The following is a 23,506-nucleotide window of genomic DNA, read 5'->3' as shown; positions in this document are numbered from 1 at the left end:
TTCACTCCAGCCTCGTGCTCACGCAGCACGCCTATGATCTGATCCTCGGTAAAACGGCCTCGCCGCATCGCTCGTCTCCATCTGACCAGCTAACTTACCAATGGCATGATTTCCGGGGAGCAGGTCAAGAATTGGGACGTCCTAGCTGAAAAAGCGAAGGGGAGATTGTGACGGAGGCGATCGCCTGAAGCGCCACGCTACACCCTCGCATGGACTTCGAACGGTGCGCTGCGCGGAGGCACCCCTCCACCATGCTGCGCATGGTCCCCCTCCCCGTTCCGGGGAGGAGCTAGCCCCTCGCCGCTTCGATGATGGGGATGAATTTGGCGGCGGTCAGGCTGGCGCCGCCGACGAGGGCGCCGTCGACGTTCGCTGCGTGCAACAGGCCGGCGGCGTTTTCTGCCGTTACCGAGCCGCCGTACAGCAGGCGGATCGTTTCGCCGTTCTCGCCCAGCGCCTCGCGGATGGCGGCGTGCATCGCCTCCACGTCTTCGACCGTCGCCACCTTGCCGGTGCCGATCGCCCAGATTGGTTCATAGGCGATCGACAGCCAGTCACCCGCTGCGCCCTCGGGGAGCGAGGCGCGGATCTGGGCGGTGACGACCGCCTCCGCCTCGCCTGCCTCGCGCTGCTCAAGCGTTTCGCCGACGCACAGGATGGCGTGGAGGCCGGCGCGGCGGAGCGCCTCGGCCTTGCCCTTTACATCGGCGTCGGTTTCGCCTTGCGCCTGACGACGTTCGGAATGGCCGACGATCGAGAAGGCGGCGCCGGCTTCCTTGATCATGTCCGCCGAAACGCAACCGGTGTGCGCGCCGCAATCGTTGGCGTGGACGTCCTCCGCCCCGATCGGAAAGCGCGCACGTTGCGACGCGGGGTAGATCAACGTGGCGGGCACCGCGACGGCTACGTCGACCGTATCAGTGACGGCGGCACCGATCGCGTCGAGTTCGGCGAGCGCCGCCAGGCTGCCGTTCATCTTCCAGTTTCCGGCCACGAACTTACGCCGCATGCACGCTCCTCCCTCATCTGTTGTGCCGTTGCGGTAACGAAGCCCGCCCCTTAAAGCGAGCGGCGTTCAACAGATTGGCGCTGCATGCTCGGGTTCTTTCGTCGTATCATCAATTCGCGCTTTGGCGTGGTCGTCACCATGGGCGTGCTGGGCGTCATTGCGCTGGCCTTTGCGCTGGGCGACATTACCGGTCTGCAAAGCAGCGGCGGCGCATCGGGCGCGACGGTGGCCAAGGTCGGCGGCGAAGACGTCAGCGAAGCCGAACTGACGCAGCGCGTGCAGGACGAGCTGCGTGGCGCGCAGCAGCGCAACCCCGGCGTCGACATGGCGCAGCTGGTCGCCGCCGGCGGCGTCGAGGGCGTGCTCGATCGTATGCTCGCCGGCCTGTCCTTGCAGGCGTTCGGCGAGGATCAGGGCATGGTGGTGAGCCGCGCGCTGATCGGCAGCGAACTGCGCAACATTCCCGCGCTGCAGGGGCCGACCGGCAAGTTCGACCAGGCGATTTACGAGCAGGTTCTGGCGCGTAACCGGCTGACCGACGCGCAGGTGCAGGCGGATATCGCGCGCGAGACGATGGCGCAGTTCCTCGTCCGCCCGCAGGTCGGCGCGGGACAGGTGCCGCAGTCGCTGGCGTTGCCCTATGCCTCGCTGCTGCTGGAGAAGCGCGCCGGCCAAGTAGCGCTGATCCCGGCTGCGGCGATGCCGACGGGCGCGGCGCCGACCGATGCCGAGATCCAGGATTGGTACAAGCGCAACCTCCAGCGCTATTCGCTGCCGGAGCGGCGCGTGGTGCGATACGCTCGCGTGTCGCCCGAGATGGTGAAGGCGCGCTCCACGCCGACCGATGCCGAGATCGCCGCCGCTTACAATGGCGACAAGGCGCGCTGGGCGGCGCGCGAGACGCGGACAGTGTCACTCGTTACCGTGCTTGACCAGAAGGCGGCCGATGCGCTGGCCGCCAAGGTGCGCGGCGGCTCGTCGGTAGCCGATGCGGCGCGTGCCGCCGGCTTGGAAGCACGCCGGCTGGAAGCACAGGACAAAGCGGCGCTGACGTCGGCGACCTCCGCAGCGGTTGCCAATGCCCTGTTCGGTGCGGCGCAAGGCGGCACGATCGGCCCGGTGCGCGGATCGATCGGCTTTGTCGTCGGCAAGGTGGAGACGGTTGCGCAGGTTCCGGGCAAGTCGCTGGCCGACGCGCGCGCGACGATTGTAGACGAACTGACCAAAAAGAAGACGGCCGACGCGCTCACCTCCATTCGGGAGGCGCTGGAAGACGCAATCGCGGACAATGCCAATTTCTCTGAATTGGTGACCGACCAAAAGTTGAATGCGGCGACCACGCCAGCGCTGACGGCGACGGGCGGCGATCCCACCAAGCCCGAGGCGCAGCCCGATCCAACGCTGCTGCCGGTGTTGTCGGCCGCTTTCCAGTCCGAGGAAGGCGATGATCCGCAGGTGGTGGCAACCGGGCCAGATGGCAGCTTCGCGCTGGTCGCGCTCGATCGCATCGTGCGCGCGGCGCCGCGCCCGATCGCCGAAGTGCGCGAGCAGGCCGCCAAGGACTTCACCGCCGACCGCGCACGCCGCGCGGCGCGGGCCGCCGCATCCAAGGTGCTCGCGGCCGTCAACAAGGGCGCGACCGTGGAAAAGGCGCTGGCCGACGCCGGCGTGCGCGGCGCCAGGGTCGAGCGCGCGGTTGCCGCACGATCGCAGATCAACCAGGATCCGCGCGGGCCGAACCCGGTGCTGGCGTTGCTCTTCAGCATGAAGGGCGGCACCGCCAAGATGCTGGAGGCACCCGATCGCGCCGGCTGGTTGATCGTCAAGCTGGAGCAGATCCAGCCGGGCGATGCCGCCAAGGTGCCGCAAGTGATCACCGCGACGCGGCGCGATCTTGGCCGTGCGGTGGGCGCCGAATATGCCCAGCAGTTCACCAATGCCGTGCAGAAGGCGATGAAGGCGAGCCGCAACGCCGATGCAATCGCGCGGGTGAAGGCGAGCCTGATCGGCCAGGGTGGCTCCAATCCGTAACCTGGCTGAAACCGCGCTGGCGGACGGCAAGCCGGCGCTCGTCTGGCGGCGACGGATCGCCGACACCGAGACGCCGGTCGCCGCCGCGCTGAAGCTGATCGAGCCCGGACGCGGCGACTTCCTGCTCGAATCGGTCGAGGGCGGCGCGGTGCGAGGGCGGCACAGCATGATTGGCCTCGCGCCCGATCTGGTGCTGCGGGCCAAGGGCAATGACGCGGCGATCAACCGGCGCTGGCTGAGCGACCGTGATGCGTTCGAGCCGTGCGCCGTGCCGACGCTGGCGGCGATGCGCGATCTGGTTGCATCGTGCCGGATGGACGTGCCCGAGGAACTGCCGCGGGCGCTCGCCTGCCTGGTCGGTTACTTCGGATATGAGACGATCGGGCTGGTCGAGACGCTGCCGCCGGCCAAGACGGATGCGCTCGGGCTGCCCGACATGATGTTCGTGCGGCCGACGGTGATCCTGGTGTTCGACCGGTTGGCCGATGCCCTGTTCCTGGTGGCGCCGGTATGGCCCGATGCGGCGCGCGATCCGGCGGCGATCGTGGCCGAGGCCGAGGAGCGGCTCGATGCGATCGAGGCGCGGCTGGCGGCGACAGCGCTGCCGGCGCGGGTACGCGGCGAGGCGGCGGAGATCGCGCTGACCCCGGTGCTGCCTGAGGGGCGCTATGCCGAGATGGTGCGCGCGGCGAAGGATTATATCGTCGCTGGCGACATCTTTCAGGTGGTGCTGGCGCAGCGCTTCACCACACCGTTCGCGCTGCCGCCGTTCGAGCTTTATCGCGCGCTGCGGCGGATCAATCCCTCCCCCTTCCTCTACCATCTCGACCTGCCGGGCTTTTCGCTGACCGGATCGAGTCCCGAGATCCTGGTGCGGGTGCGGGACGGCGAGGTGACGATCCGGCCGATCGCCGGCACGCGGCCGCGTGGACGAACGGGCCAGGAGGACGAGGCGAACCGCGCCAGCCTGCTTGCCGACCCCAAGGAGCGGGCGGAGCATCTGATGCTGCTCGACCTCGGCCGCAACGATGTCGGTCGGGTGGCGACGGCGGGATCGGTGACCGTCACCGACAGCTATACCGTCGAATTCTACAGCCATGTCATGCACATCGTGTCGAACGTGGTGGGTGCGCTCGATCCCAAGCACGACGCAATCGATGCGCTGTTCGCGGGCTTTCCGGCGGGCACGGTGAGCGGCGCGCCCAAGGTGCGCGCGTGTCAGATCATCGCCGAACTGGAGGGCGAGAAGCGCGGGGCCTATGCGGGCGGCGTCGGCTATTTTTCGCCTGACGGCTCGATGGATTCGTGCATCGTGCTGCGCACCGCGGTGGTGAAGGACGGCACCATGCATGTGCAGGCCGGCGCGGGCATCGTCGCGGACAGCGACCCGGTGTACGAGCAGCGCGAATGCGAGGCCAAGGCCGGCGCGCTGCTGGCGGCGGCGCGCGAGGCGATCGCGCAGGCGAGCTCCGGCGGGTTCGGCCAGTGACCTCGGCTGCGCCGGCCGGTGGGCATTGGCTGCTGCGCTACGACTTGGCGCCCGACTATCTCGCTCGGCGGGGGGAGTTTCGTGCCGCGCATCTCGCGCTGGCGTGGGAAGCGGCGGACAAGGGCGCATTGCTGCTCGGCGGCGCCGTGGGCGAACCGGTCGAATCGGCGCTGCTGCTGTTCAACGATCGCGGCGCGGCCGAGGCGTTCGCGCGGGCGGACCCCTATGTTGCGCAAGGACTTGTGACGGGGTGGCGCGTGCTGCGCTGGCATACGGTGGTGGGTGATACCGCCGCGACGCCGGTAAGACTGGACTGATCGCTGATCCTCCGGTGGCGTGAAAAGGCGGCACGGGCGAGTGACAGCGGGTTTGCTGGACAGGGCGCATAACGGGGGCTAACGGACCCGCCCTGCGCGCGCCTCTTTCGGGTTTCCGGCCGTCGCGCTTTCCATTCGAGCCCGTACTTCAAGGAGTGTCACATGGCGTGGCTCATCCTCGGCATTGCCGTTGTTACCGAAATCATCTGGGCATTGAGCCTGAAATGGGCCGCCACGCAGGGTAGCCTCCTGGCGTCGGCGGTTCCGATCACACTGAGCTTCGTCAACATGGGGCTCCTCGCCTTGGCGATGCGCGGACTGCCGGCCGGGACGGCCTATGCGGTGTGGACCGGGCTTGGTGCAGTCGGCGTGGCGGTGTTCGGCGTGATCCTGTTCGGCGAGAAGCTCAATCCGGTACAGATGGGGTTCATTGGCCTGATCATCGTCGGCGTGGTGGGGACGAAGTTGTTCGCCACGGCGTGAGAGGTAAACTGCCCGCAGTAAGCGTCGTCACCCCGGACTTGATCCGGGGTCCCGCTATCTGCTGACGGTGGCGAAGAAGCGGGATCCCGGATCAAGTCCGGGATGACCGGTGCATTTTGTGAGCCGCCTTCGCACCCGTCGCCGCTCACTCCCGCGGCTCGTCATCCTCGATATCGATGTCGGTGCGAGTGCCGGGCGTGATCGCTTCGGCTTCGCGCTGGGCCTGGCGACGTTCGGCGGCCCAGGCCTGGCCGGCCATGATCCCGCAGCCGGTCTGCCCGCCGGCGCCGATCGGCGAGCAGGTATTGGGCAGACCGCCGGCCACGCGGCCAACGCGATCGACGGTGGCGGCGCGGTTGACCCAGCTCTGGTTCTGCGCGGGCACCTCGAGCGGGCGGCGCAATTCCTTGGGCACGCGGAACTGTTCGTTGGGATCGAGCCGGCTGCACACCACGATCTCGTCAGCGGCGGCGGTGGGGCAACGCTCCTCACCGGTCAGCGTCACCTGACGGATGCGTTGCGGCGGCTGGCCGCTTTCCGCCTGGTTCGCGCCCTGAACCTCCGGCTGTGCATCGGCCTGGGCCGACACCGCGGCGGGAGCCAGCGCAAGCACAGCGGCGGCGGAAAGAACGAACGGGCGAAACATCGAAGGCGACCTCCTGGTGACGACTCAACGATCGCCGGCGCCGGTTTATCCCGGATGAACACAGGCCGGTCACGCGAAATTACCGGGGTGTAACAGTCGTTGCGGCGCGGGCCGGTTACGCTATGTCGGGCGCAACATGATCCTGGTCGTCGACAATTACGACAGCTTCACCTGGAACCTGGTCCATTATCTGATGGAGCTGGGTGCCGAGGTGCGCGTCGAGCGCAACGATGCGCTGACCGCGGCGGAGGCGCTTGCCTCCAACGCCACGGGCTTTCTTCTCTCCCCCGGGCCGTGCACGCCCAATGAAGCGGGGATCAGCCTAGATCTGGTGGCGGCGTGCGCCGAAAGCCGCCGCCCGCTGCTGGGCGTGTGCTTGGGCCATCAGGCGATCGGGCAGCATTTTGGCGGCAAGGTGGTGCGCGGCGGGCTGATGCACGGCAAGACCAGCGCGATCGAGCATGACGCGAGCGGCGTGTTTGCCGGCCTCCCCTCCCCATTCACCGCGACCCGCTACCATTCGCTGGTGGTGGAGGATGTGCCGGAGGTGTTGGTGCCGAACGCGACGGCGGCGGACGGATCGGTGATGGGACTGCGGCACCGCGAGTTGCCGATCCATGGGGTGCAGTTCCACCCCGAAAGCATCGCCACCGAACATGGGCATGACCTGCTTGCCAATTTCGTCGCGCTGACGGGCGCCAAGGCATGACGACCCTGGCGTTGCTGCCCGATCCGTCCAGCCCATTGTCGCACGAGAGCGCGGCTCAGGCTTTCAGCGACATCCTTGACGGGCGGGCGAGCGAGGAGGCGATTGCGCGCTTCCTGATCGACCTGTCGGATCGCGGCGAAACCTCGATCGAGATCGCCGAGGCAGCGCGCGCGCTTCGCGAGCGGCTGATCCCGATCAGCGCGCCAGCCGGGGCGATCGACGTGTGCGGCACCGGCGGCGACGGGCATCATACGCTTAACGTGTCGACGGCCGTCAGTCTGGTGGTCGCGGCGTGCGGCGTGCCGGTGGCCAAGCACGGCAATCGTGCGGCCTCGTCCAAGGCGGGCGCGGCGGATACGCTTGAGGCGCTAGGACTCGACATGGAGCGCGCGGGTGCGTTGGCGGAGGAGACGCTGAACGAACTCGGCATCTGTTTCCTGTTCGCGGCGAACCATCATCCGGCGATGAAGCGGATCACGCCGATCCGCCGGCAGATCGGCAAGCGGACGATCTTCAACCTGATGGGACCACTGGCCAACCCCGCGCATGTCACACGCCAGCTGATCGGCATTGCGCGGCCGGACTATGCACCCGTCTATGCCGAGGCGCTGGCGCAGCTGGGCACCGAAGCGGCGATCGTGGTGTCGGGCGAGGAAGGGCTGGACGAAGTGTCCGGCGCCGGGCCGACGGTGGCGGTTGCGATCGGCGACGTGGCGATCGGTGAGCGGATCCTGCCTGAGGATGCGGGTCTTGCTCGCCATTCCATTGAGGCGATCCGCGGCGGCGATCCGGCGCATAACGGCGTTGCGCTCCGGCGGCTGTTGCAGGGCGAGCGCGGGGCGTATCGCGAAGCGGTGCTGCTGAATGCGGCGGTGGCGCTGACGCTGGTGGGCGAGCCGCTGGAGGCGGGCGCACGGCGCGCGGCGGAGGCGCTGGATAGCGGCGCGGCAAACGATTTGCTCGATCGATGGATCGCATGGGCGTGAGTGCGGGCGTGACAATTCTGGATCGGATCCTTGCCACCAAGCGCGAGGAAGTGGTGGCACGACGGGCTGAGCGGTCGATTGGTGATCTGGATACGCTGGCGAAGACGCAGACCGCGCCGCGCGGGTTCAAGGCGGCGCTGGATCGGATTGTGTCCAGAGTCTCGGCGACCCCTACTCCCGTTCGCCCTGAGCTTGTCGAAGGGCGTGTCTCCGGCGAAGCGACTGGGGCACGTGCTTCGACGAGCGCAGCACCAACGGTGGAGGGCGCCGCTTCTGACCACTCGCCGACATACGCGCTTATCGCCGAGATCAAGAGGGCCAGCCCGTCCAAGGGGCTGATCCGGCCCGACTTCGATCCGCCCGCCCATGCGCGCGCTTATGCCGCAGGTGGCGCGGCGTGCCTGTCGGTGCTGACGGATCGCGACTATTTTCAGGGGCACGAGGATTATCTGATCGCCGCGCGTGCCGCGTGCGACCTGCCGGTGATCCGCAAGGACTTCCTCGTCGATCCGTGGCAAGTCGCCGAGGCGCGCGCGATCGGGGCGGACGCGATCCTGATCATCATGGCGGCGCTGGACGACGGCGCGGCGGCAGAGATCGAGGCGGCGGCGATCGAGCGCGGCATGGACGTGCTGGTTGAGGTGCATGACGCGCCCGAGCTGGAGCGGGCGCTGAAGCTCAAGTCGCGGCTTATCGGGGTGAACAACCGCGATCTGCGAAACTTCTCCGTAAGTTTCGAGCGCACCTATGAGCTGGTCGGGCGCGCGCCGGCCGATTGCACCTTTGTCGCCGAAAGCGGGCTCAACACGCGCGCCGACCTGGATGCGATGGCCGAGCATGACGTGCGTTGCTTTCTCATCGGGGAATCGTTGATGCGGCAGGCCGATGTCGCCGCCGCCACGCGCGCGCTGCTGCAATGAGCGGACTGACGCACCTCGACGAGGCCGGCGCGGCGCGGATGGTCGATGTCGGAGGCAAGGCCGAGACGGTGCGCGAGGCGGTGGCCGAGGGGCGGATCACCATGTCTGCCGAGGCCGCCGGAGCAATCGCGCTTGGCGCGGTGGCGAAGGGCGATGTGCTGGCGGTAGCGCGCGTCGCCGGGATCATGGCGGCGAAGCGGACCAGCGAGCTGATCCCTTTGTGTCATCCCCTGCCCTTGTCCAAGGTCTCGATCGACCTGTCAGTGGAGGCCGACGGCGTGTCGGCGACGGCGACCGTGGCGACGGCCGGGCGGACGGGCGTGGAGATGGAGGCGCTGACCGCCGTCTCCACCGCGCTGCTGACGGTGTATGACATGGCCAAGGCGCTGGACAAACGAATGGAGATCGGCGGCGTCCGCCTGCTGCGCAAGACCGGCGGCAAGTCGGGCGATTTCGTCGCCTAGCGGCGACACCAACCCTATTGTCGTCCCACGGAGGCGGGGATTCCCACACGCTGGTGGTGCGGCTCGACCGAAGAGCTGCGCGTCTGGATTCCCGTTCCGCGCAACGATGGCGCCGGGGGCTAGCGCCCGCGTTTCTTCCGCGCCGCCGCCCGGATCAGATGGAATCGCGTCTGGCGCCCATCGAGATACCGCACGCCGATGCCGTCGAACCAGGCGTCCTCCTCCAGCCGGAACGGCACCACCTGACCGTCCCATTCCGGCACGGCATGCGCGGCCGACAATTCAATCGACCAAGCCGTCATCGGCCGTAACGCATGCATGCCGCGCGGGCTGGGCTGCTGATCGTCCCAGAAGCCGATCGCGCTGCCGGCGGCATGGCCGTGAAAGCCGATCGGGTGCGAATAAATCGTCGGCTTCAGCCCGCGCGCGATTGCCGCTTCGCGCGCGGCGACGAGGATCTGGTTGCCGGTGCGCCCGGTGCGGAACGCCGCCGTCACCGCGTCCTGAACGCCGTTAGCGGCCGCCATGCCGGCGCGCAGTCCCTCGGGCGCACCACGCTCACCCGGGCGTAGCACATAAGCGAGGTGCTGAGTATCCGTGTTCAGGCCGAGATAGGTAATGCCGAAATCGACCCACAACATGTCGCCGGGGCGGATCACCTCATTGCCGCCAAGCTCGCCCGCGCCTCGGCGGAAGATCGCCACCGAGGGCTGAAACCAGGTGGCGAGCCTCAGGCCAGCGATCGCCTCGCGATACCACCAGACGAGATCGTCGGCCGTGGTTCGCCCCGGCGTGACAGCATGGGTGGAAAAGCCCTGCGCGATGATTGCGTGCGCGATGCGGACGATCTCGGGATAGCGCGCCATCTCCGCCGGTGTCCGGGTCTCAAGCCAGCCGATCGCCAGTCTGTCTGCCGGGACGAGGCGTTTGGCATTGTCGCTCAAAGCGGTGCGCAGTTCGTCATATTGGCTCTTGGTCAGCCCGTCCGCGAAGGCACTGTCGGGCGAGATGTTGATCGCGATCCGCTTGGGTCGTCGCGCAGCGACGATCTGGCCGAGCCGCTTCCATTGATCGGGCTCCTCGTCGGGGTTCCACGCCGAAGGAAACAGGTTCGCCAGGCCGTAGCGGCTGACGGTCAGCCGTTCGACAGGGCGGCCGGCACCGGGATCGTGGAACACCAGAATCGTGCGGCGTCGGGCGTGAAAGCTTTCGGCGTCGAGCATCGTCGCCAGCACCGGATCCTCGGCATATTCGCGGGCAACGAGGATCCACATGTCGACGCCGGCCTCACGCATCAGTCGCGGGACCAGGGTGTCGAGCCGCTCGCGCAGCCAGGCGTCGCGGATGCGGGCTTGCTCCCGCAGCGGCAGCACCGTCGGGGCGAGCGGGGACAAGGTTTCCGCCTGATCGACCGCGGGCGCAGGCGCCGCCCCCAGCAGCCCGAACGCTGCGACACCCGCTAACCACCGCATCTGTACCTCCCCTCGCGCGCCGTGAGCGGAGGCATAATCAATCGGGGTGTTGCTGGCGCGCCGAATCTGTCACTCGGCACGACATGAGCGATCTGCTTCCCGTTGCCGAAGCGCAGGCGCGCCTGCTCGCCGCCGCGCGGCCACTGCCCCCTGAAACACTGCCGCTTGCCGAGGCGATCGGGCGCTGGGCCGCGGAGCCGGTGCTGGCGCGGCGGACCCAGCCGGCGCGGGACCTGTCCGCGATGGACGGCTATGCGCTGCGCTTCGCCGACCTGCCGGGGCCAGTGCGCGTGATCGGCGAAAGCGCGGCGGGGCGGCCGTTCGCCGGCCTGGTCGGCGCTGGCGAAGCGACGCGCATCTTCACCGGCGCGGCGATGCCCGATGGCGCCGATGTGGTGATGGTTCAGGAAGAAGCGCGGCGCGACGGCGCGCTGCTGATGCTGGATGGCGAGGGGCCGACGCGGGTTGGCGCGAACATCCGCCGCCAGGGGCTCGACTTTCACGAAGGTGATACGCTGGTAGCCGCGGGCGAGCGGCTGACGCCAGCGCGGCTGGCAGTGGCGGCGACCGGCGGTGTCGGCGCGGTGACGGTGCGCCGGCGGGTGCGCGTGGCGATTGCCGCGACTGGCGATGAACTGGCTGAGCCGGGCGCGGCGCCCCTGCCCGACCGGTTGCCGGAATCGAACCGCCTGCTGCTACGCGCACTCCTGTCCGACCTGCCGGTGGAGATCGTCGATCTCGGCATCCTGCCCGATCGGCTGGACACGCTGACCGCCGCCTTTACCTGGGTCGAGGCGGACGTGCTGGTCACCACTGGCGGTGCGTCGGTGGGGGATCACGACCTGGTCCGTCCCGCGCTGATCGCTGCTGGCGCAGCAATCGATTTCTGGCGCATCGCGCTCAGGCCGGGCAAGCCCCTGATGGCAGGCTGGCGCCGTGATGAGCAAAGAGGCGAAATGGCCGTGCTGGGCTTGCCGGGCAATCCCGTGTCGGCGTTCGTCACCGGGCTGTTGTTCGTCAAACCAATGGTGGCGCGGCTTGCCGGGGCCGCGCAGCCGCTACCGACGACAACGCGCGCAGTGCTCGGCGAGGCGTTACCGCCGAACGGCCCGCGAACGGACTATATGCGTGCCGAGCTGCGCGACGGGCACGCTTATGTTGCGGCGATCCAGGACAGTTCGATGCTGCGCACGCTAGCGCGCGCCGGATGCCTGATCGTGCGCGAGCCGAATGCGCCGGCGGCGGAACGCGGCGACTCGGCGGAAGTCCTCGTGATCGCTTGACGGAGCAAATTACGTTCCGTAAAGGTTCTACGTCTGTTCGCGGCGGAGATGATGCGATGCTCACGAGGAAGCAGCACGAGCTGATCTGTTTCATCAACGATCGCCTGGCGGAGACCGGCGTTTCGCCTTCTTTCGAGGAGATGAAGGATGCGCTTGACCTCAAGTCCAAGTCCGGCGTCCATCGCCTGATCTCCGCGCTGGAAGAGCGCGGCTTTCTGCGTCGCCTCCCCAATCGCGCCCGCGCGCTTGAGGTGCTCAAGGTGCCGGAGCGGGCGGAGGATCACGCCGCCGCAGTGACCACGGTCCCACCCCGCGCACTGCCGGAGCCGGCCAACGACGTGGTCGAAGTGCCGCTGCACGGTCGCATCGCTGCCGGCGTGCCGATCGAAGCGTTCGAGGGATCGACCAGCCTTCCCGTTCCCGCCGCCTTGCTGGGCGCAGGCGAGCATTTCGCGCTGGAAGTGGCAGGCGATTCAATGGTCGAGGCCGGCATCCTGGACGGCGACTTCGCGCTGATCCGCAAGCAGGAAGTGGCGCGCGACGGCGAAATCGTGGTGGCGCTGATCGAGGATAGCGAAGCGACGCTGAAGTACTTCCGGCGCGAGGGCGCAATGATCCGGCTCGACCCGGCGAACCGCTCCTATGATCCGCAGCGCTATGCGCCGGCGCAGGTTCGGGTGCAGGGCAAGCTGGCGGGGATCCTGCGGCGCTATTCCTGAGGCCCGTCGCACCTCGGCGACCGGCGGGGTTGGTTGAGCAGCGCACGCTGGGTCACGTGTCGGGTATTGCTGAGCGACTTTTGGTGCACTGGAGCCGCTGGCTCCGTTCGCCCCAGGCTTGTTGAGGTGTCAAACAGGAACATGCCCGCTTCGACTGCCGGGCGAAGCATGCGCTTGGGGCAAGGCTGCGGTCAACTCGGGCGAACGGATCAAGCTGATCGTGCATCGATCCGATGCGCGGCGGGGATGCTACCGATCCGAGCAGCCGTCGGTTGACCGCGACCGAGAAGCGCGATTGGCTGTGCGTTGATACAGGAGAGCGGAGTCGCCCCAGGATGATCGCAGCGCTTTCGTTGTTGCTCCAGGCGATGGCTCCGGCTGCGCCTGCGATCGCTCACCAATCATTGTCAACGCCCGCCCCCTTGAGCAGACCGGCAAGGCCTTGGCCGACTCCCTGGCGCGGCGCTGCTCGCCGGCGGAGGACATGACCGTCAGCATCGCCGACGCCACCTTCAGGCCGCCGGCGGACCTGAAATGGCGCCATTCCGAAAGGCGGGACTGTTGATCGCGGCACAACTTGCCGAAGCGACGGGCGACGAGGGAGCGATCGACCGGCTGATCGCCAGCCAGGAGATCGCGCCGACCGAGCGCCCGCTGCTGCTGCATGCGCCATTGCTCGAACCGAAAAGGCGACCTGGCAGGGCAAACGCGACCAGTGGCGTATATGAGCCTTATCGTGCCGATCAGTGGATCGATGTCACCTTCTGGATCGAGCCCGATCGCAGCGTGTCCGATCCCAGGGTGCAGCGGCAAAGCGAAACGTTGAAGGACTTTTGGGTGGCGGGCGTGCTGGAGGGGATCAAGGCGCGCCGCTACGCGCCGTTGACGATGCGGCAATTACCAGTCGAGCGCTACACCGGACGGCCAACCTTTACATCGACTCCGGTTCGCCCAAGCCGGTCCGATCTCCCACGCCGCGGATCGAGATGCTCGACCTTACGGAAGAGCCTCGCTCCAGCGTGGGTGGCTAAGCCAATGGAAATTGGCCCTCACCCGCGACGCACCCAGCATCGCGTGAGCATCAAAGGGCGAAAACCAAGTTTCGCGTAAAGGCGGCGAGCCCTGTCGCCAACGATAGCGCCCAGGAACACGCAGGCGCATTGCCGCGCCGCAAGGTCCGCCGTGAAGTGGGCGATCAGCGCGGACGCGACACCGCGCCTCCGGAAGGCAGGGAGTGTGAAAAGATCCTCGATCATGCCGGCGCCTGATGGTGCGACGGCAAGCGCACCATAAGCGACGGCTTGGTCGCCTATTTGGACGAGGTGAAAGCGATACGGGCCATCCTTGGCTCGATAAGCGACGACGATCGACGCGCTTAGTTCCGGTGATAGCAGCTTGCCACCTGTTCGCGCACCTTCCGCGGATCGCGTCGCACCAGCGCGGCGAGGGTTGCCCAATCTGCCTCCGTCCTGACAGGCACGATCTTTCCCGGCCGGCGCTTCAAGTGGGCCGTCCAGAACCATCTGGATGACGGCGGGCTGTTCGACATAGCCGTCGAGCGCGAGACGGGCCGTGAATGGTTCCGGCGTGAAGGGATCGGTGTGCACTACCCGCCAAGGCGTGTGTGCGAGGTGGCGTTCCATGCTCTCCAGCAGTGCATCGACATCTTGCGGGTGTTCGGCCTTTACGGCGTCAAGGTGATTAGCGTCCCAAACGTCCGGATGAGCATGGTTCAGCACGATACGGCCATGCGATAACTCGACGATTGTGTTGCCGAGGGGGCGCGTTGCCAGCGATATGCCTCGATGACTTGCTTGGTGTACAAGGGTGTCCTCGTTCGCGTTTGTGCAAGAATTGTGTAGCCGAACTGCGGCGCCGATGCTGTGGTGATCGCATCATATTTGAACGTCGCCTTCTATACGGCGCCATCATGCTGAATTTGTTTCGGCATTCACCGTGCTTTCCCGCGCGACTTGGCTTGTGAATAGGTGGACCCTAAAACAAGTTCAGGGTGACGGCGGCTGTGGCGGTGACACTCGGATTCTGGCTTGGCCGCGCTGGTTGCTCGTGCGCCGGTGCGTTCCGGTTCGGGCAGCGGCTTTCGCTGCCCTCACCCACGGATGCTGGTCGCCGGGACGGTACACCGTCACCACTCCGCCGGTGGCGAGCGTCACGGCGACGCCGCCGGTCTGGCGCAGCGTGTGGCGGTCGAGCCGGAGCCAGCGCGGGGTGCAGCCGCGCGGCAGGCGGCGCTCGCTGACGACGATGTCGGCGGCACGGCAAGCGGCGATCAGCTCACCGGCGGGAACAAGATAGGTGCTGCGCGTGGCGAGCAGGCGCCAACGGCGGCCTTTGGCGGTGAGATCGACGCGGCACAGATCGCGGCTGCATCGCGCGCCGGATTGTTCGGACAAGGCAACGGGATCGCCATCCGCACCGCCGTTTTCGGCGAGCATGTTGCGCGCATAATCGCCCGTGCGGTCGCGCAGGAGCGCGACTCGACCGTCTTCCAGCCTAATGCCGACATGGCGGCCGTCACCCGTCACCAGCACAGCGGGTGCCGGCGTTACCAGTGCCCAGCACGCGCCGATCGCCAGCGGCACCAGCCCGAGCCACCGCCAGCGCGTTCGCCACAGGGCCAGCCACAAGCCGCCTGCCGCCATCAGTGCGAAGGCGCCGCGCGGCATGGCGGGCAGCGCCGTCACCGCACCGGGCGCTGCGGCCGTGACATGCGCGATCCACAACAGCAGCGCGAGCGCCTGATCGGTGAGCCACCAGACCGGCCAGCCGAGCCCGGCGGCGTCGAGGACCAGCGCCACCGCCTCCAGCGGCATGATGACAAAGGTGGTGAGCGGAATGGCGACGATGTTGGCGAGCGCGCCGTAGATGCCGGCCTTGTGGAAATGGAACACCGCGATGGGCAGCAGCGCGAGCTCCACCGCGATGCCCGTGAGCAGCAGCGAGGCCGCGCCGCGCATCAGCCGGGCGGGCCAGCCTTCTTCGCGCGGGGCGAACCAGCCACGGACGCGCGGATGCTCGGCAAGCGCGATGATCGCGGTCACGGCGGCGAAGGATAGCTGAAAGCTCGGGCCAACCACCGACTCGGGCCATAACAGCAACACCACCAGCGCGCCGGTCGCGACGAGGCGAAGCGTCAGCGCCTCGCGCCCGATCGCCATGGCGGCGAGCACCAAAAGCGCGGCGATGCAGCTGCGGATGGTGGGCACCTCGCTGCCCGTCAGCAAGGTATAGCCGACTGCGACCAGCGCGGCGATCCCGGCGGCGATCAGCGGCACGCGCCCGGTGAGCGCGAGGCGCATGTTGAGGGCGAGAATGCGGCTGGCGAGAAGCATAGTCAGGCCGACGGCGGCAGTGATGTGCAGGCCGCTGACCGACAGCAGATGCGCGAGGCCGGAGCTGCGCATCGCCTCCTGATCCTCCTCCAGGATGCCCCCGACGTCGCCGGTGGCGAGCGCCGCGGCGATGCCGCCGGCGCTGCCCTCGAGCCGGGACTGGATGTGGCGCGACAGGCGGTTGCGCAGCGGCTCCGTGGGGTCGCCGCCGGCGGTGATCGCCACCGGCCCGAGCGCACGGCCAGTGGCGCCGATCCCGGCGAACCAGGCGACGCGCGCGAAATCATAGGCGCCGGGCACCGCAGGCGCGGCTGGCGGCATCAAGCGGGCGCGCAAGCGGATCGTGGCATTGGGGACCAGCCCGGCTGGCGCGTCGCGATCGGCGACATTGACCCGGACCCGCGTCGGCGCCGGATCGGGGGCGCGGCCTTCCCATTGCAGATCGACGAGCCGCACCCGCACGAGACCGCGCGCGGGCAGCGGATCGACATCCTCGACCTTAGCTTGGAGCTGCACCACCATCGGCCGCGTGAGCACCGGCGCAGCGGCGCGATCCGCCCGGAACCAGATGATCGAGAGCCCAAGCGCAAAGGCGATCGCGCCGATCGCCGCGGCGCGGGCCGCGCGCCCTCCCCGCGCCGCCGCCAGGGCAAACAGCGCGATCGCCGCGGCCCCCATCAGCGCCGCGCGCCAGGCGAGCGGATCGGGCAGGACGAACCACGCCGTAACCCCGGCCCCGATCGCCACGGGCAACCACAAGGGCAGCTGATCGCGCTCCGCCTCCAGCCACGATTCGAGCCGCGACGACGCGGTTTGTCGCGCCGGAAGGTGCATGCTAGGGGCGGGCGCGGCCGTTGTCGCCATGTCGAATTCCAGCCTGGGAGCTAGCGCGCTTGAGCGCAACCACCGAAACCCGCGACCCCGGTGTCGTCACTCGTTTTGCCCCGTCGCCGACGGGGTTCCTGCATCTCGGCGGCGCACGCACCGCGCTGTTCAACCTGCTGTATGCGCGCCATCACGGCGGCAAGTTCCTGCTGCGCATCGAGGATACCGATCGCGCGCGCTCGACGCAGCCCGCGATCGACGCGATCCTGTCGGGCATGCGCTGGCTGGGGCTCGATTGGGACGGCGAGGAGGTGTTCCAATCCACCCGCGCCGCACGCCACGCCGAAGTGGCGGAGGCGATGATCGCGGCAGGCGCCGCCTATCGCTGTTACATGACGGCGGAAGAGATCGACGCAATGCGCGCCGAGGCGCAGGCGAACAAGCAGCCGCTGCGCATCCGCTCGCCCTGGCGTGACCGCCAGAACAACGATCCGAGTGCGAGTTTTGTCGTCCGTCTGAAGGCGCCGACCGAGGGCGCGACGACGATCGAGGATCGCGTTCAGGGATCGGTGACGGTGCAGAATGCCGAGCTGGACGACCTGGTCCTGCTGCGCTCCGACGGGACGCCGACGTACATGCTGGCGGTGGTGGTTGACGACCACGACATGGGCGTCACGCACATCATTCGCGGCGACGACCATCTCAACAACGCTTTCCGCCAGCTGCCAATCATCAAGGCCATGGGATGGCGTGAGCCGGTGTACGCCCACATCCCGCTGATCCATGGCAGCGACGGCGCGAAGCTCTCCAAGCGGCATGGCGCGGTGGGGATCGAGGCGTATCGCGACGAGCTGGGCATCCTGCCCGAGGCGCTCGACAACTATCTGCTGCGGCTCGGTTGGGGCTATGGCGACAATGAGATCATCAGCCGCGAGCAGGCGATCGAATGGTTCGACCTGTCGGGAGTCGGCAAGTCGCCGTCGCGCTTCGATCTCAAGAAGCTCGAGAACCTCAACGGCCATTATATCCGGAGCGCCGACGATGCGCGGTTGGCCGATCTGGTCGCCGCCAAACTCGGGCTGAATGCCGACGACTCGCGCCGCGCGCTGATCGCCGCCGCTATGCCCGCGCTTAAGCCGCGCGCCGCCAATCTCAACGAACTCGCGGACGGCACGGGTTTCCTGTTCGTTGCTCGTCCGTTGCCGATCGCGGCCGATGCGGAAGCGCTTCTCTCCGGCGAGGCTCCAGCGACGCTGGCGAAGGTTCACGCCGCGCTTGACGCCGTGGGCCAGTGGGATACGGAGGCGCTCGAAGAAGCGGTGCGGCAGGTCGCCGAAGCGCAGGGCTTGAAGCTCGGCCAGGTCGCCCAGCCGCTCCGTGCCGCACTCACCGGCCGCCGGACCTCTCCCGGAATCTTCGATGTGCTCGCGTTGCTTGGTCGGGACGAAAGTCTTGCCCGCATTGCCGATCATGCCGCGGATCAAACGGCCGCCCAGGGGAAGGACGAGAACAATGACTGACGCCAAGCTGTCCCTCGCGGATAAGGACTTCGGCTATCCCGTGTTGTCGGGAACCGTTGGCCCGGACGTGGTCGACATTCGCAAGATGTACGGTCAGACCGGCGCCTTCACCTATGATCCGGGCTTTACCTCGACCGCCTCGTGCCGGTCGGAGCTGACCTATATCGATGGCGACCAAGGCGTGCTGCTTCATCGCGGCTATGCGATCGGTGATCTGGCCGAAAAGTCGAGCTTCATGGAGGTCGCGTATCTCCTGCTCAACGGCGAACTGCCGTCGGGCGACGAGCTGAACACGTTCGAGAACACGATCACGCGCCACACGATGGTTCACGAGCAGCTGGCGACCTTCTTCCGCGGTTTCCGCCGCGATGCGCACCCGATGGCGATCCTGTGCGGCGTGGTCGGCGCGCTTTCGGCCTTCTACCACGATTCGACCGACATCCATGATCCCACGCAGCGCACGATCGCGTCGCACCGGCTGATCGCCAAGATGCCGACGATCGCGGCGATGGCGTACAAGTATAGCATCGGGCAGCCGTTCCAGTATCCGGACAATTCGCTGAGCTACACCGGCAATTTCCTGAAGATGACCTTTGGCGTGCCGGCCGAGCCTTACGAGGTGAACCCGGCGGTCGAAAAGGCGATGGACCGGATCTTCATCCTCCACGCCGATCACGAGCAGAACGCCTCCACCTCGACGGTGCGGCTTGCCGGTTCGTCGGGCGCGAACCCGTTCGCCTGCATCGCGGCGGGCATCGCTTGCCTCTGGGGCCCGGCGCATGGCGGCGCCAACGAAGCGGCGCTCAACATGCTTCAGGAGATCGGCACGCCGGATCGCATTCCGGAGTTCATCGCCCGCGCCAAGGACAAGAACGATCCGTTCCGCCTGATGGGCTTCGGCCACCGCGTGTACAAGAATTACGATCCGCGCGCGACGGTGATGCAGAAGACGGTGCGCGAGGTGTTCGACGCGCTGAAGGTCAACGATCCGCTGTTCGAGACCGCGCTGCGGCTGGAAGAGCTGGCGCTCAGTGACGATTACTTCATCGAGAAGAAGCTGTTCCCGAACGTCGATTTCTATTCGGGCGTGATCCTCTCGGCGATCGGCTTCCCGACGTCGATGTTCACCGTGCTGTTCGCGCTCGCCCGGACCGTCGGCTGGGTCGCGCAGTGGAACGAGATGATCACCGATCCGGACCAGAAGATCGGCCGTCAGCGCCAGCTCTACACCGGCCCGACCGCGCGGGATTACGTGCCCGTCGGCCAGCGCTGACATGCGGCGGTGGCGCCCGGTGCTGGTGGCACTGGGCGCTGCGCTTGCGCTTATCGGCCTGCTCTTCATCGGCCAGGGGCTGGGCTATGTGAACTGGCCGCGGTCGAGCTTCATGCTGGACCAGCGCGTCTGGGCCGATCGCGGCGCTGCTGTGGCGGTGGCCGGGCTGCTGCTGATCCTGGTGGCGCGGCGGCTTCGCTAAGGGTTCAGCGCTTGAAGACGTAGCTGGCGCTCAGCGTGACCAGCGTTGCGCGGTAATCGTACAGGTCGCGATCGGCGTCGCGCTGCTGATAGGCGGCGCTCAAGCGCAATCGGATCGGCTGACGCTGATAATCGAGCCATAGCCGGGCCTCATCGATCGTGTCGGCGGTGATTGCCGGCACCGGCTGTGTCGGGGCAAGCTGGAACTTGCGCTCGCGGCGCGACAGGGAGGCGCCCAGATGGACCAACGGCGAGAAGGCATAGGTCAGCGAGCCGCCGGAGCTGGTTCTGCGAACGAAATTGGCGAGGAAGCCCGGCGAACCCTCGATCGCACGCTCACTGTCCGCCGCTAGCAGTAAGCGATCGCCCAGGCGGAGCGTGGCGGCGAGGCTCCAGTTCAGTCCGTCGAGCTCGCGGTCACCCCGAAGCGCGCGGGGCATCGCGACATCGGCGTAGCTCAGCGATCCGACGAGCTGAAGCCGGGCGCCGAGGCGGCGATCGATCCGCAGCCCTCCGGCGGTGACGCGAAAGCGGGCCGGGTCGGACGATCCGGCGATCGGGCGATTGTCATAGGTGAAATCATTTTGGCGGACGAACACGGCGACCACGCCCACTGTCGGGCTGGCGAAGGCAATCTCGCTGCCGTAGCCGAGGAACTGGACATTAAGCGGGCGGCGTAGCGGATTGCTGTTCGTCGTATCGGCATATTCCATGAAGCCACCGGCACGAAAGCCGACCTCCGGGCCGCAATGCACCGCTGCTCTGGCTCGCCTCACTGTTTGCGCGTTGGCCGAGGCTGCCGGAGCGAGCGGCTCGATGGCGAGATCGAACAGATCGATCTGGCGGCGCGTGAAGCTGCCTTCAGGCGCAATGGTGCAGAGCGCCAGCGGCAGCGTGGCGCCCGTCGCGACATCGACACGTTCGCGGTTCAGACGCGTGTTGCGGGCGTAAAGATCCTGACCGATGGTGCCGCGCAACGTGAACAGCACGCGCCCGCGTGGCAGGATGATGTCGGCCGTCACTGAGGGCGAGACCCTGACGTCCTCCTTCTTGATCCGGCGGAGGATGGCGGCGTCGTCACTGCCCCGCGCGACGTTCGTGTCATATAAAAGATCGTTCGACACCGCGATGGTAATGGCGCGCTCGGGCGTGTCGAACGTGCGGCTCGGGCTGGCCGAGATCTGCGCTTGTGCCGCGGCGGGGGCGATGATGGTCGCCAGCGCGAACGCTCCAATGCGCGCGCGGCTTGTTTGCCCACACATCATCGGCCGACGCTGACAGGGCGCGCCATGCGGCTTCGCCAGCGCCGCTGCCAGACCCTGCGCATGGTGCCGAGCAGGTTATGGCCCGTGTCATAGAGCCGGCCGTTGCGGGCCGCGCGGGCGACATCTAGGTCGCGCATGCGTGGCACCGGCTGGAGCGCGGCGCGGACGCCGGTGGTGCGGGCGGCGATCATGCGTTTGCGCTGGGCCTGCGCGGGCTGCATCCGCTCGACCTCGGCAATGGCGAGGTGGGCCGTGTCGATCGCGCCGGCGGCTTGCGCCGCACGCAGCAGCGCCTCGCCCGCTGGGGTGCGCGTCATGATCAGGCTGCGGCCGTCCTGTTCCTCGAACAACGGATAGCCGTTCGCATCGCCATACCAGGCATCGGCGCACGCTATGTCGGCGGCGCCGCCTACCGCATCGGGGCAGATCTTGCAGCGGAACTGAACCGCCTTGCTGAGATGGCCTCCCCAGCTGTCGGCATAGGACATCTCGGCCTGAGCGCCGTCGGCGGTACGGGCGACCGTCAGACCGGGCCAGCCCTCGCCCCGGTAGCGGAAGTCAGTGACGGCATCGGGATCAAGCGCCATTGCGCGGATCACGTCATGTGCGCCAGACTCGCTGGGCAGGCCGCCGCAGAAGAAGGACAGGATGATCGGCACATGGGCTGCGACGCGGGGATCGTAGCGGCCCAATCGGCGCAACGCGGAGACGTCGCATGGCTTGCCGACGAAGGCGAACTGCCCGCCCTCCCCCAAAGCCTCGTCGATTGCGGCGAGCGGAGAGGATGGTGCGTAGCGCGACCCTGCCCCGGCCAGCACCTCCGCACGGCTGCGCGACCAGCGGATGCGGTTGCCGGTCGGCTGCGCCGGATCGGCCTCGACGTGGAGCACCCGATCGACCAGCCCGCTGCTGAGCGCATGGATCAGCAGCGCCGACAGCGCACCGCCTGATGCGCCCGCGAAACGGACGGCGGGATCGGCCGCGGCGCCGGTCAGCGTCTCGCGCCATGGGCCCCAATAAGGGTGGCGACGTGGCGATGGCGACCATGGCGCCACCACTCGGCCGGGACAACTGCCCGCGATCCGCGCCTCCATGCCAAGCGAGATCGGGCGGTGCTGCACCGGGCGCGCGAAGCCGGGAGCCTGCATCCGCATGTCGATCGCTCCGGCGGAGACACCGGCGCACAGCCCGCAGCCGCTGCACAGATCGGCGGCCAACACGCCCGCGATCGTTGGCGACGCGCCGCTCACGCCGCGGTACTCACGCCGAGGAACATAGTGCGCAGCGCTTGGCGATAGTCAGAGAGCAAGCTTTGGACCTGCCCCATGCCTGCGGCTTCCGCGGCTGCCAATGCGGCCCGATCGGTGAGCGCGTCCAGCACCAGGGCCAGCGCACCGTCCTCACTCAACCCGGTGACGGGTAGGATCCGATCATAGCCGAGCAGCGCGAACAGGCCGTCGAACTTGCGGCTATACGCCACGGGCACCACCGGAACGCCGGAGGAGAAAGCGCCGATGCAAGCGTGCATGCGCGCTGCGACCAGCAGATCGAGGCCGGAAATGTAGCTTTTCGCGTCGGACGGAGTCGCGAAGTTCGGAACGCGGATCGCGGCCGGGAATTCGGCGGCGAGGCGATCGGCCAGTGCCCCATCGTCGTCAAATCGATCGCTGCTGCTGGTCGCGTGAGGCACGAGGTGCACTTCCACGTCGCCACGTGCCGCCAGCGCCGCGAGCAGTCGGCGGGTAAAGGTGGCATAATCATAGGACAGGCCGAAGCGGTTGCTGCCGCGCTCCGCCTCGGCGAACAAAAGCCCGGAGGCGTTCACGCCGACCCTGAGGCGCGGGCCACCGCGCAGGTGCGATCGATCCTCGAAGGGCAACTCAAACGCGACATCGACTGCCAGCCGCACGGCGGCGCCCGGCGCGATGTTCTGAGCCACGCCGCGCGAGAGTTCGTCGCGCGCGAACACGGCCTGCGCACGGCGCATCGCGAAGGCAGCGGATGCCTTATAGCCCGGCTTGGTAAAGGGGCCGATCGTTTGGGGCGAGAAGATCAGCGGCTTGCCTCGCGCGATCGCGATCAGCTTGCTGATGAGCAGAAAGGCGTAACGCCGCGGGCCGTAGATGTCGGTGAAACTATCGCCGGCCCCGATATCGAGCACGCAATCGACGCCGGCCATCGCGCGCCAAAGCTCGCCGCCGGGCGCCAGTGCGCGCCAATCGATCGATACAACCTGTGTATCGGGTAAATCGATGCCGGGGCGCTCGGCGTCGCGCGCGGCCATGATGACGAAGCGGGGCGCCAGGCCGAGCCCCTCCGCCACGCCGCGGGCGATCGCCCAGTTGGCAACGGTGAGCGCCCCTACCCCCAGATTGCCGGAGTTCAGCGAATGCCACAGCAGCCCGATCGTGATGGTCGGCCGCCCACGCGTAATATCATGCCACTCGCCGCCACCTGCCGCTCGGCCATGCATTGCGATGCGCCCCCGTCCGTTCGGGCGCTTGTGTGCCGCAACTTACGCGGGAAATGGCGGGTTTGGCG

The 23,506-nt window shown here is 67.8% G+C and carries 22 protein-coding genes; 14 read left to right on the top strand and 8 right to left on the bottom strand.

Annotated features, from left to right (window positions below; all coding sequences use genetic code 11):
• Positions 1-289: 289 nt before the first annotated feature.
• Entirely contained in the window at positions 290-1,009 is a 720-nt protein-coding gene (tpiA, locus tag SPHI_RS13990; protein ID WP_076745572.1) for a triose-phosphate isomerase, read from the bottom strand.
• An 84-nt stretch (positions 1,010-1,093) separates the two neighbouring features.
• Here tpiA and SPHI_RS13985 point away from each other — a divergent pair, with 84 nt between their 5' ends.
• The 4 genes from SPHI_RS13985 to SPHI_RS13970 all read left to right on the top strand — a co-directional run bounded on the left by SPHI_RS13985 (position 1,094) and on the right by SPHI_RS13970 (position 5,329).
• On the top strand, positions 1,094-3,040 hold the full coding sequence (locus SPHI_RS13985; protein ID WP_076745571.1) for a peptidylprolyl isomerase: 1,947 nt from the start codon (positions 1,094-1,096) through the stop codon (positions 3,038-3,040).
• Positions 3,024-4,529 carry an anthranilate synthase component I gene (gene trpE / locus SPHI_RS13980; protein ID WP_096348778.1) on the top strand — a complete coding sequence of 502 codons (1,506 nt, stop codon included), beginning with the start codon at positions 3,024-3,026 and terminating at the stop codon, positions 4,527-4,529. The genes SPHI_RS13985 and trpE overlap by 17 nt, the downstream gene beginning before the upstream one ends.
• Positions 4,526-4,846, top strand: a complete 321-nt coding sequence (locus SPHI_RS13975) for a YciI-like protein (RefSeq protein WP_076745570.1) — start codon at positions 4,526-4,528, stop codon at positions 4,844-4,846. The genes trpE and SPHI_RS13975 overlap by 4 nt, the downstream gene beginning before the upstream one ends.
• Positions 4,847-5,008: 162 nt before the next feature.
• A complete protein-coding gene (locus SPHI_RS13970) occupies positions 5,009-5,329 on the top strand; it encodes a DMT family transporter (RefSeq protein ID WP_076745569.1) in 321 nt (106 codons plus the stop codon).
• A gap of 145 nt (positions 5,330-5,474) precedes the next feature.
• On the opposite strand, the gene SPHI_RS13965 is transcribed toward SPHI_RS13970, so the two are convergent.
• Positions 5,475-5,975 carry a hypothetical protein gene (locus SPHI_RS13965; protein ID WP_076745568.1) on the bottom strand — a complete coding sequence of 167 codons (501 nt, stop codon included), beginning with the start codon at positions 5,973-5,975 and terminating at the stop codon, positions 5,475-5,477.
• 136 nt (positions 5,976-6,111) lie between these two features.
• Here SPHI_RS13965 and SPHI_RS13960 point away from each other — a divergent pair, with 136 nt between their 5' ends.
• From SPHI_RS13960 to moaC, 4 genes are read left to right on the top strand one after another with little or no spacing between them, the layout of a single operon-like run.
• On the top strand, positions 6,112-6,684 hold the full coding sequence (locus SPHI_RS13960; protein WP_076745567.1) for an anthranilate synthase component II: 573 nt from the start codon (positions 6,112-6,114) through the stop codon (positions 6,682-6,684).
• The gene (trpD, locus tag SPHI_RS13955; RefSeq protein ID WP_076745566.1) at positions 6,681-7,670 is read left to right on the top strand and encodes an anthranilate phosphoribosyltransferase; all 990 of its coding nucleotides are present in this window, start codon (positions 6,681-6,683) and stop codon (positions 7,668-7,670) included. Before SPHI_RS13960 ends, trpD begins: the two co-directional genes overlap by 4 nt.
• Positions 7,671-7,678: 8 nt before the next feature.
• Complete coding sequence (trpC, locus tag SPHI_RS13950; protein ID WP_233130942.1) at positions 7,679-8,590, top strand: indole-3-glycerol phosphate synthase TrpC; 912 nt, start codon at positions 7,679-7,681, stop codon at positions 8,588-8,590.
• Positions 8,587-9,054 carry a cyclic pyranopterin monophosphate synthase MoaC gene (gene moaC, locus SPHI_RS13945; RefSeq protein WP_076745565.1) on the top strand — a complete coding sequence of 156 codons (468 nt, stop codon included), beginning with the start codon at positions 8,587-8,589 and terminating at the stop codon, positions 9,052-9,054. The genes trpC and moaC overlap by 4 nt, the downstream gene beginning before the upstream one ends.
• Before the next feature lie 119 nt (positions 9,055-9,173).
• Here moaC and SPHI_RS13940 read toward each other — a convergent pair whose 3' ends face one another.
• On the bottom strand, positions 9,174-10,526 hold the full coding sequence (locus SPHI_RS13940; protein WP_076745564.1) for a M24 family metallopeptidase: 1,353 nt from the start codon (positions 10,524-10,526) through the stop codon (positions 9,174-9,176).
• Positions 10,527-10,609: 83 nt separating this feature from the next.
• Between SPHI_RS13940 and SPHI_RS13935 the strand changes: the two genes are divergently transcribed.
• The 3 genes from SPHI_RS13935 (at position 10,610) to SPHI_RS14915 (ending at position 13,638) form a co-directional block, all read left to right on the top strand.
• Positions 10,610-11,809: a molybdopterin molybdotransferase MoeA gene (locus SPHI_RS13935; protein WP_076745563.1), complete on the top strand. Its 1,200-nt coding sequence runs from the start codon at positions 10,610-10,612 to the stop codon at positions 11,807-11,809.
• Positions 11,810-11,865: 56 nt separating this feature from the next.
• Positions 11,866-12,528: a transcriptional repressor LexA gene (gene lexA, locus SPHI_RS13930; protein WP_076745562.1), complete on the top strand. Its 663-nt coding sequence runs from the start codon at positions 11,866-11,868 to the stop codon at positions 12,526-12,528.
• Between the two features lie 561 nt (positions 12,529-13,089).
• The gene (locus tag SPHI_RS14915) at positions 13,090-13,638 is read left to right on the top strand and encodes a hypothetical protein (RefSeq protein WP_144036210.1); all 549 of its coding nucleotides are present in this window, start codon (positions 13,090-13,092) and stop codon (positions 13,636-13,638) included.
• Here the strand turns inward: SPHI_RS14915 and SPHI_RS15535 are convergent.
• Both SPHI_RS15535 and SPHI_RS13915 read right to left on the bottom strand, forming a co-directional pair.
• Positions 13,578-14,051 carry a GNAT family N-acetyltransferase gene (locus SPHI_RS15535; protein ID WP_408640491.1) on the bottom strand — a complete coding sequence of 158 codons (474 nt, stop codon included), beginning with the start codon at positions 14,049-14,051 and terminating at the stop codon, positions 13,578-13,580. The two genes, SPHI_RS14915 and SPHI_RS15535, sit on opposite strands and share 61 nt — an antisense overlap.
• Positions 14,052-14,534: 483 nt before the next feature.
• Positions 14,535-16,745: a ComEC/Rec2 family competence protein gene (locus SPHI_RS13915; protein ID WP_233130941.1), complete on the bottom strand. Its 2,211-nt coding sequence runs from the start codon at positions 16,743-16,745 to the stop codon at positions 14,535-14,537.
• Between the two features lie 29 nt (positions 16,746-16,774).
• Between SPHI_RS13915 and gltX the strand changes: the two genes are divergently transcribed.
• From gltX to SPHI_RS13900, 3 genes are read left to right on the top strand one after another with little or no spacing between them, the layout of a single operon-like run.
• Complete coding sequence (gltX, locus tag SPHI_RS13910) at positions 16,775-18,226, top strand: glutamate--tRNA ligase (protein WP_076745558.1); 1,452 nt, start codon at positions 16,775-16,777, stop codon at positions 18,224-18,226.
• Positions 18,219-19,499, top strand: coding sequence for a citrate synthase (locus SPHI_RS13905; protein ID WP_076745557.1), 1,281 nt, complete (start codon positions 18,219-18,221; stop codon positions 19,497-19,499). The genes gltX and SPHI_RS13905 overlap by 8 nt, the downstream gene beginning before the upstream one ends.
• Position 19,500: 1 nt before the next feature.
• Positions 19,501-19,701 carry a hypothetical protein gene (locus tag SPHI_RS13900; protein WP_076745556.1) on the top strand — a complete coding sequence of 67 codons (201 nt, stop codon included), beginning with the start codon at positions 19,501-19,503 and terminating at the stop codon, positions 19,699-19,701.
• A 4-nt stretch (positions 19,702-19,705) separates the two neighbouring features.
• On the opposite strand, the gene SPHI_RS13895 is transcribed toward SPHI_RS13900, so the two are convergent.
• The 3 genes from SPHI_RS13895 to SPHI_RS13885 are packed head-to-tail and all read right to left on the bottom strand — an operon-like array spanning position 19,706 to position 23,438.
• The gene (locus SPHI_RS13895) at positions 19,706-20,965 is read right to left on the bottom strand and encodes a hypothetical protein (protein WP_076745555.1); all 1,260 of its coding nucleotides are present in this window, start codon (positions 20,963-20,965) and stop codon (positions 19,706-19,708) included.
• Positions 20,962-22,215 (bottom strand): Coenzyme F420 hydrogenase/dehydrogenase, beta subunit C-terminal domain, encoded by a 1,254-nt coding sequence (locus SPHI_RS13890; protein ID WP_076745554.1) that lies wholly within the window; start codon positions 22,213-22,215, stop codon positions 20,962-20,964. The genes SPHI_RS13895 and SPHI_RS13890 overlap by 4 nt, the downstream gene beginning before the upstream one ends.
• Complete coding sequence (locus SPHI_RS13885) at positions 22,212-23,438, bottom strand: polysaccharide pyruvyl transferase family protein (RefSeq protein ID WP_083720011.1); 1,227 nt, start codon at positions 23,436-23,438, stop codon at positions 22,212-22,214. The genes SPHI_RS13890 and SPHI_RS13885 overlap by 4 nt, the downstream gene beginning before the upstream one ends.
• Positions 23,439-23,506: the final 68 nt, after the last annotated feature.

Source organism: Sphingomonas jeddahensis (genome assembly GCF_001981525.1).
Classification (GTDB): domain Bacteria; phylum Pseudomonadota; class Alphaproteobacteria; order Sphingomonadales; family Sphingomonadaceae; genus Sphingomonas; species Sphingomonas jeddahensis.
Note: the sequence above shows the minus strand (reverse complement) of the source record. Positions and strands in the feature narration are given on the sequence as shown.

What these genes read in the sequence shown, in the direction of transcription:
- SPHI_RS13885 (WP_083720011.1), bottom strand. Translation starts at nt 23,438, where the DNA reads ATGCATGGCCGAGCGGCAGGTGGCGGCGAGTGGCATGATATTACGCGT.
- SPHI_RS13915 (WP_233130941.1), bottom strand. Translation starts at nt 16,745, where the DNA reads ATGGCGACAACGGCCGCGCCCGCCCCTAGCATGCACCTTCCGGCGCGA.
- SPHI_RS13970 (WP_076745569.1), top strand. Translation starts at nt 5,009, where the DNA reads ATGGCGTGGCTCATCCTCGGCATTGCCGTTGTTACCGAAATCATCTGG.
- SPHI_RS13965 (WP_076745568.1), bottom strand. Translation starts at nt 5,975, where the DNA reads ATGTTTCGCCCGTTCGTTCTTTCCGCCGCCGCTGTGCTTGCGCTGGCT.
- tpiA (WP_076745572.1), bottom strand. Translation starts at nt 1,009, where the DNA reads ATGCGGCGTAAGTTCGTGGCCGGAAACTGGAAGATGAACGGCAGCCTG.
- SPHI_RS15535 (WP_408640491.1), bottom strand. Translation starts at nt 14,051, where the DNA reads ATGGTTCTGGACGGCCCACTTGAAGCGCCGGCCGGGAAAGATCGTGCC.
- SPHI_RS13985 (WP_076745571.1), top strand. Translation starts at nt 1,094, where the DNA reads ATGCTCGGGTTCTTTCGTCGTATCATCAATTCGCGCTTTGGCGTGGTC.
- SPHI_RS13940 (WP_076745564.1), bottom strand. Translation starts at nt 10,526, where the DNA reads ATGCGGTGGTTAGCGGGTGTCGCAGCGTTCGGGCTGCTGGGGGCGGCG.
- SPHI_RS13935 (WP_076745563.1), top strand. Translation starts at nt 10,610, where the DNA reads ATGAGCGATCTGCTTCCCGTTGCCGAAGCGCAGGCGCGCCTGCTCGCC.
- SPHI_RS13900 (WP_076745556.1), top strand. Translation starts at nt 19,501, where the DNA reads ATGCGGCGGTGGCGCCCGGTGCTGGTGGCACTGGGCGCTGCGCTTGCG.
- SPHI_RS13960 (WP_076745567.1), top strand. Translation starts at nt 6,112, where the DNA reads ATGATCCTGGTCGTCGACAATTACGACAGCTTCACCTGGAACCTGGTC.
- trpD (WP_076745566.1), top strand. Translation starts at nt 6,681, where the DNA reads ATGACGACCCTGGCGTTGCTGCCCGATCCGTCCAGCCCATTGTCGCAC.
- moaC (WP_076745565.1), top strand. Translation starts at nt 8,587, where the DNA reads ATGAGCGGACTGACGCACCTCGACGAGGCCGGCGCGGCGCGGATGGTC.
- SPHI_RS13905 (WP_076745557.1), top strand. Translation starts at nt 18,219, where the DNA reads ATGACTGACGCCAAGCTGTCCCTCGCGGATAAGGACTTCGGCTATCCC.
- SPHI_RS13895 (WP_076745555.1), bottom strand. Translation starts at nt 20,965, where the DNA reads ATGATGTGTGGGCAAACAAGCCGCGCGCGCATTGGAGCGTTCGCGCTG.
- lexA (WP_076745562.1), top strand. Translation starts at nt 11,866, where the DNA reads ATGCTCACGAGGAAGCAGCACGAGCTGATCTGTTTCATCAACGATCGC.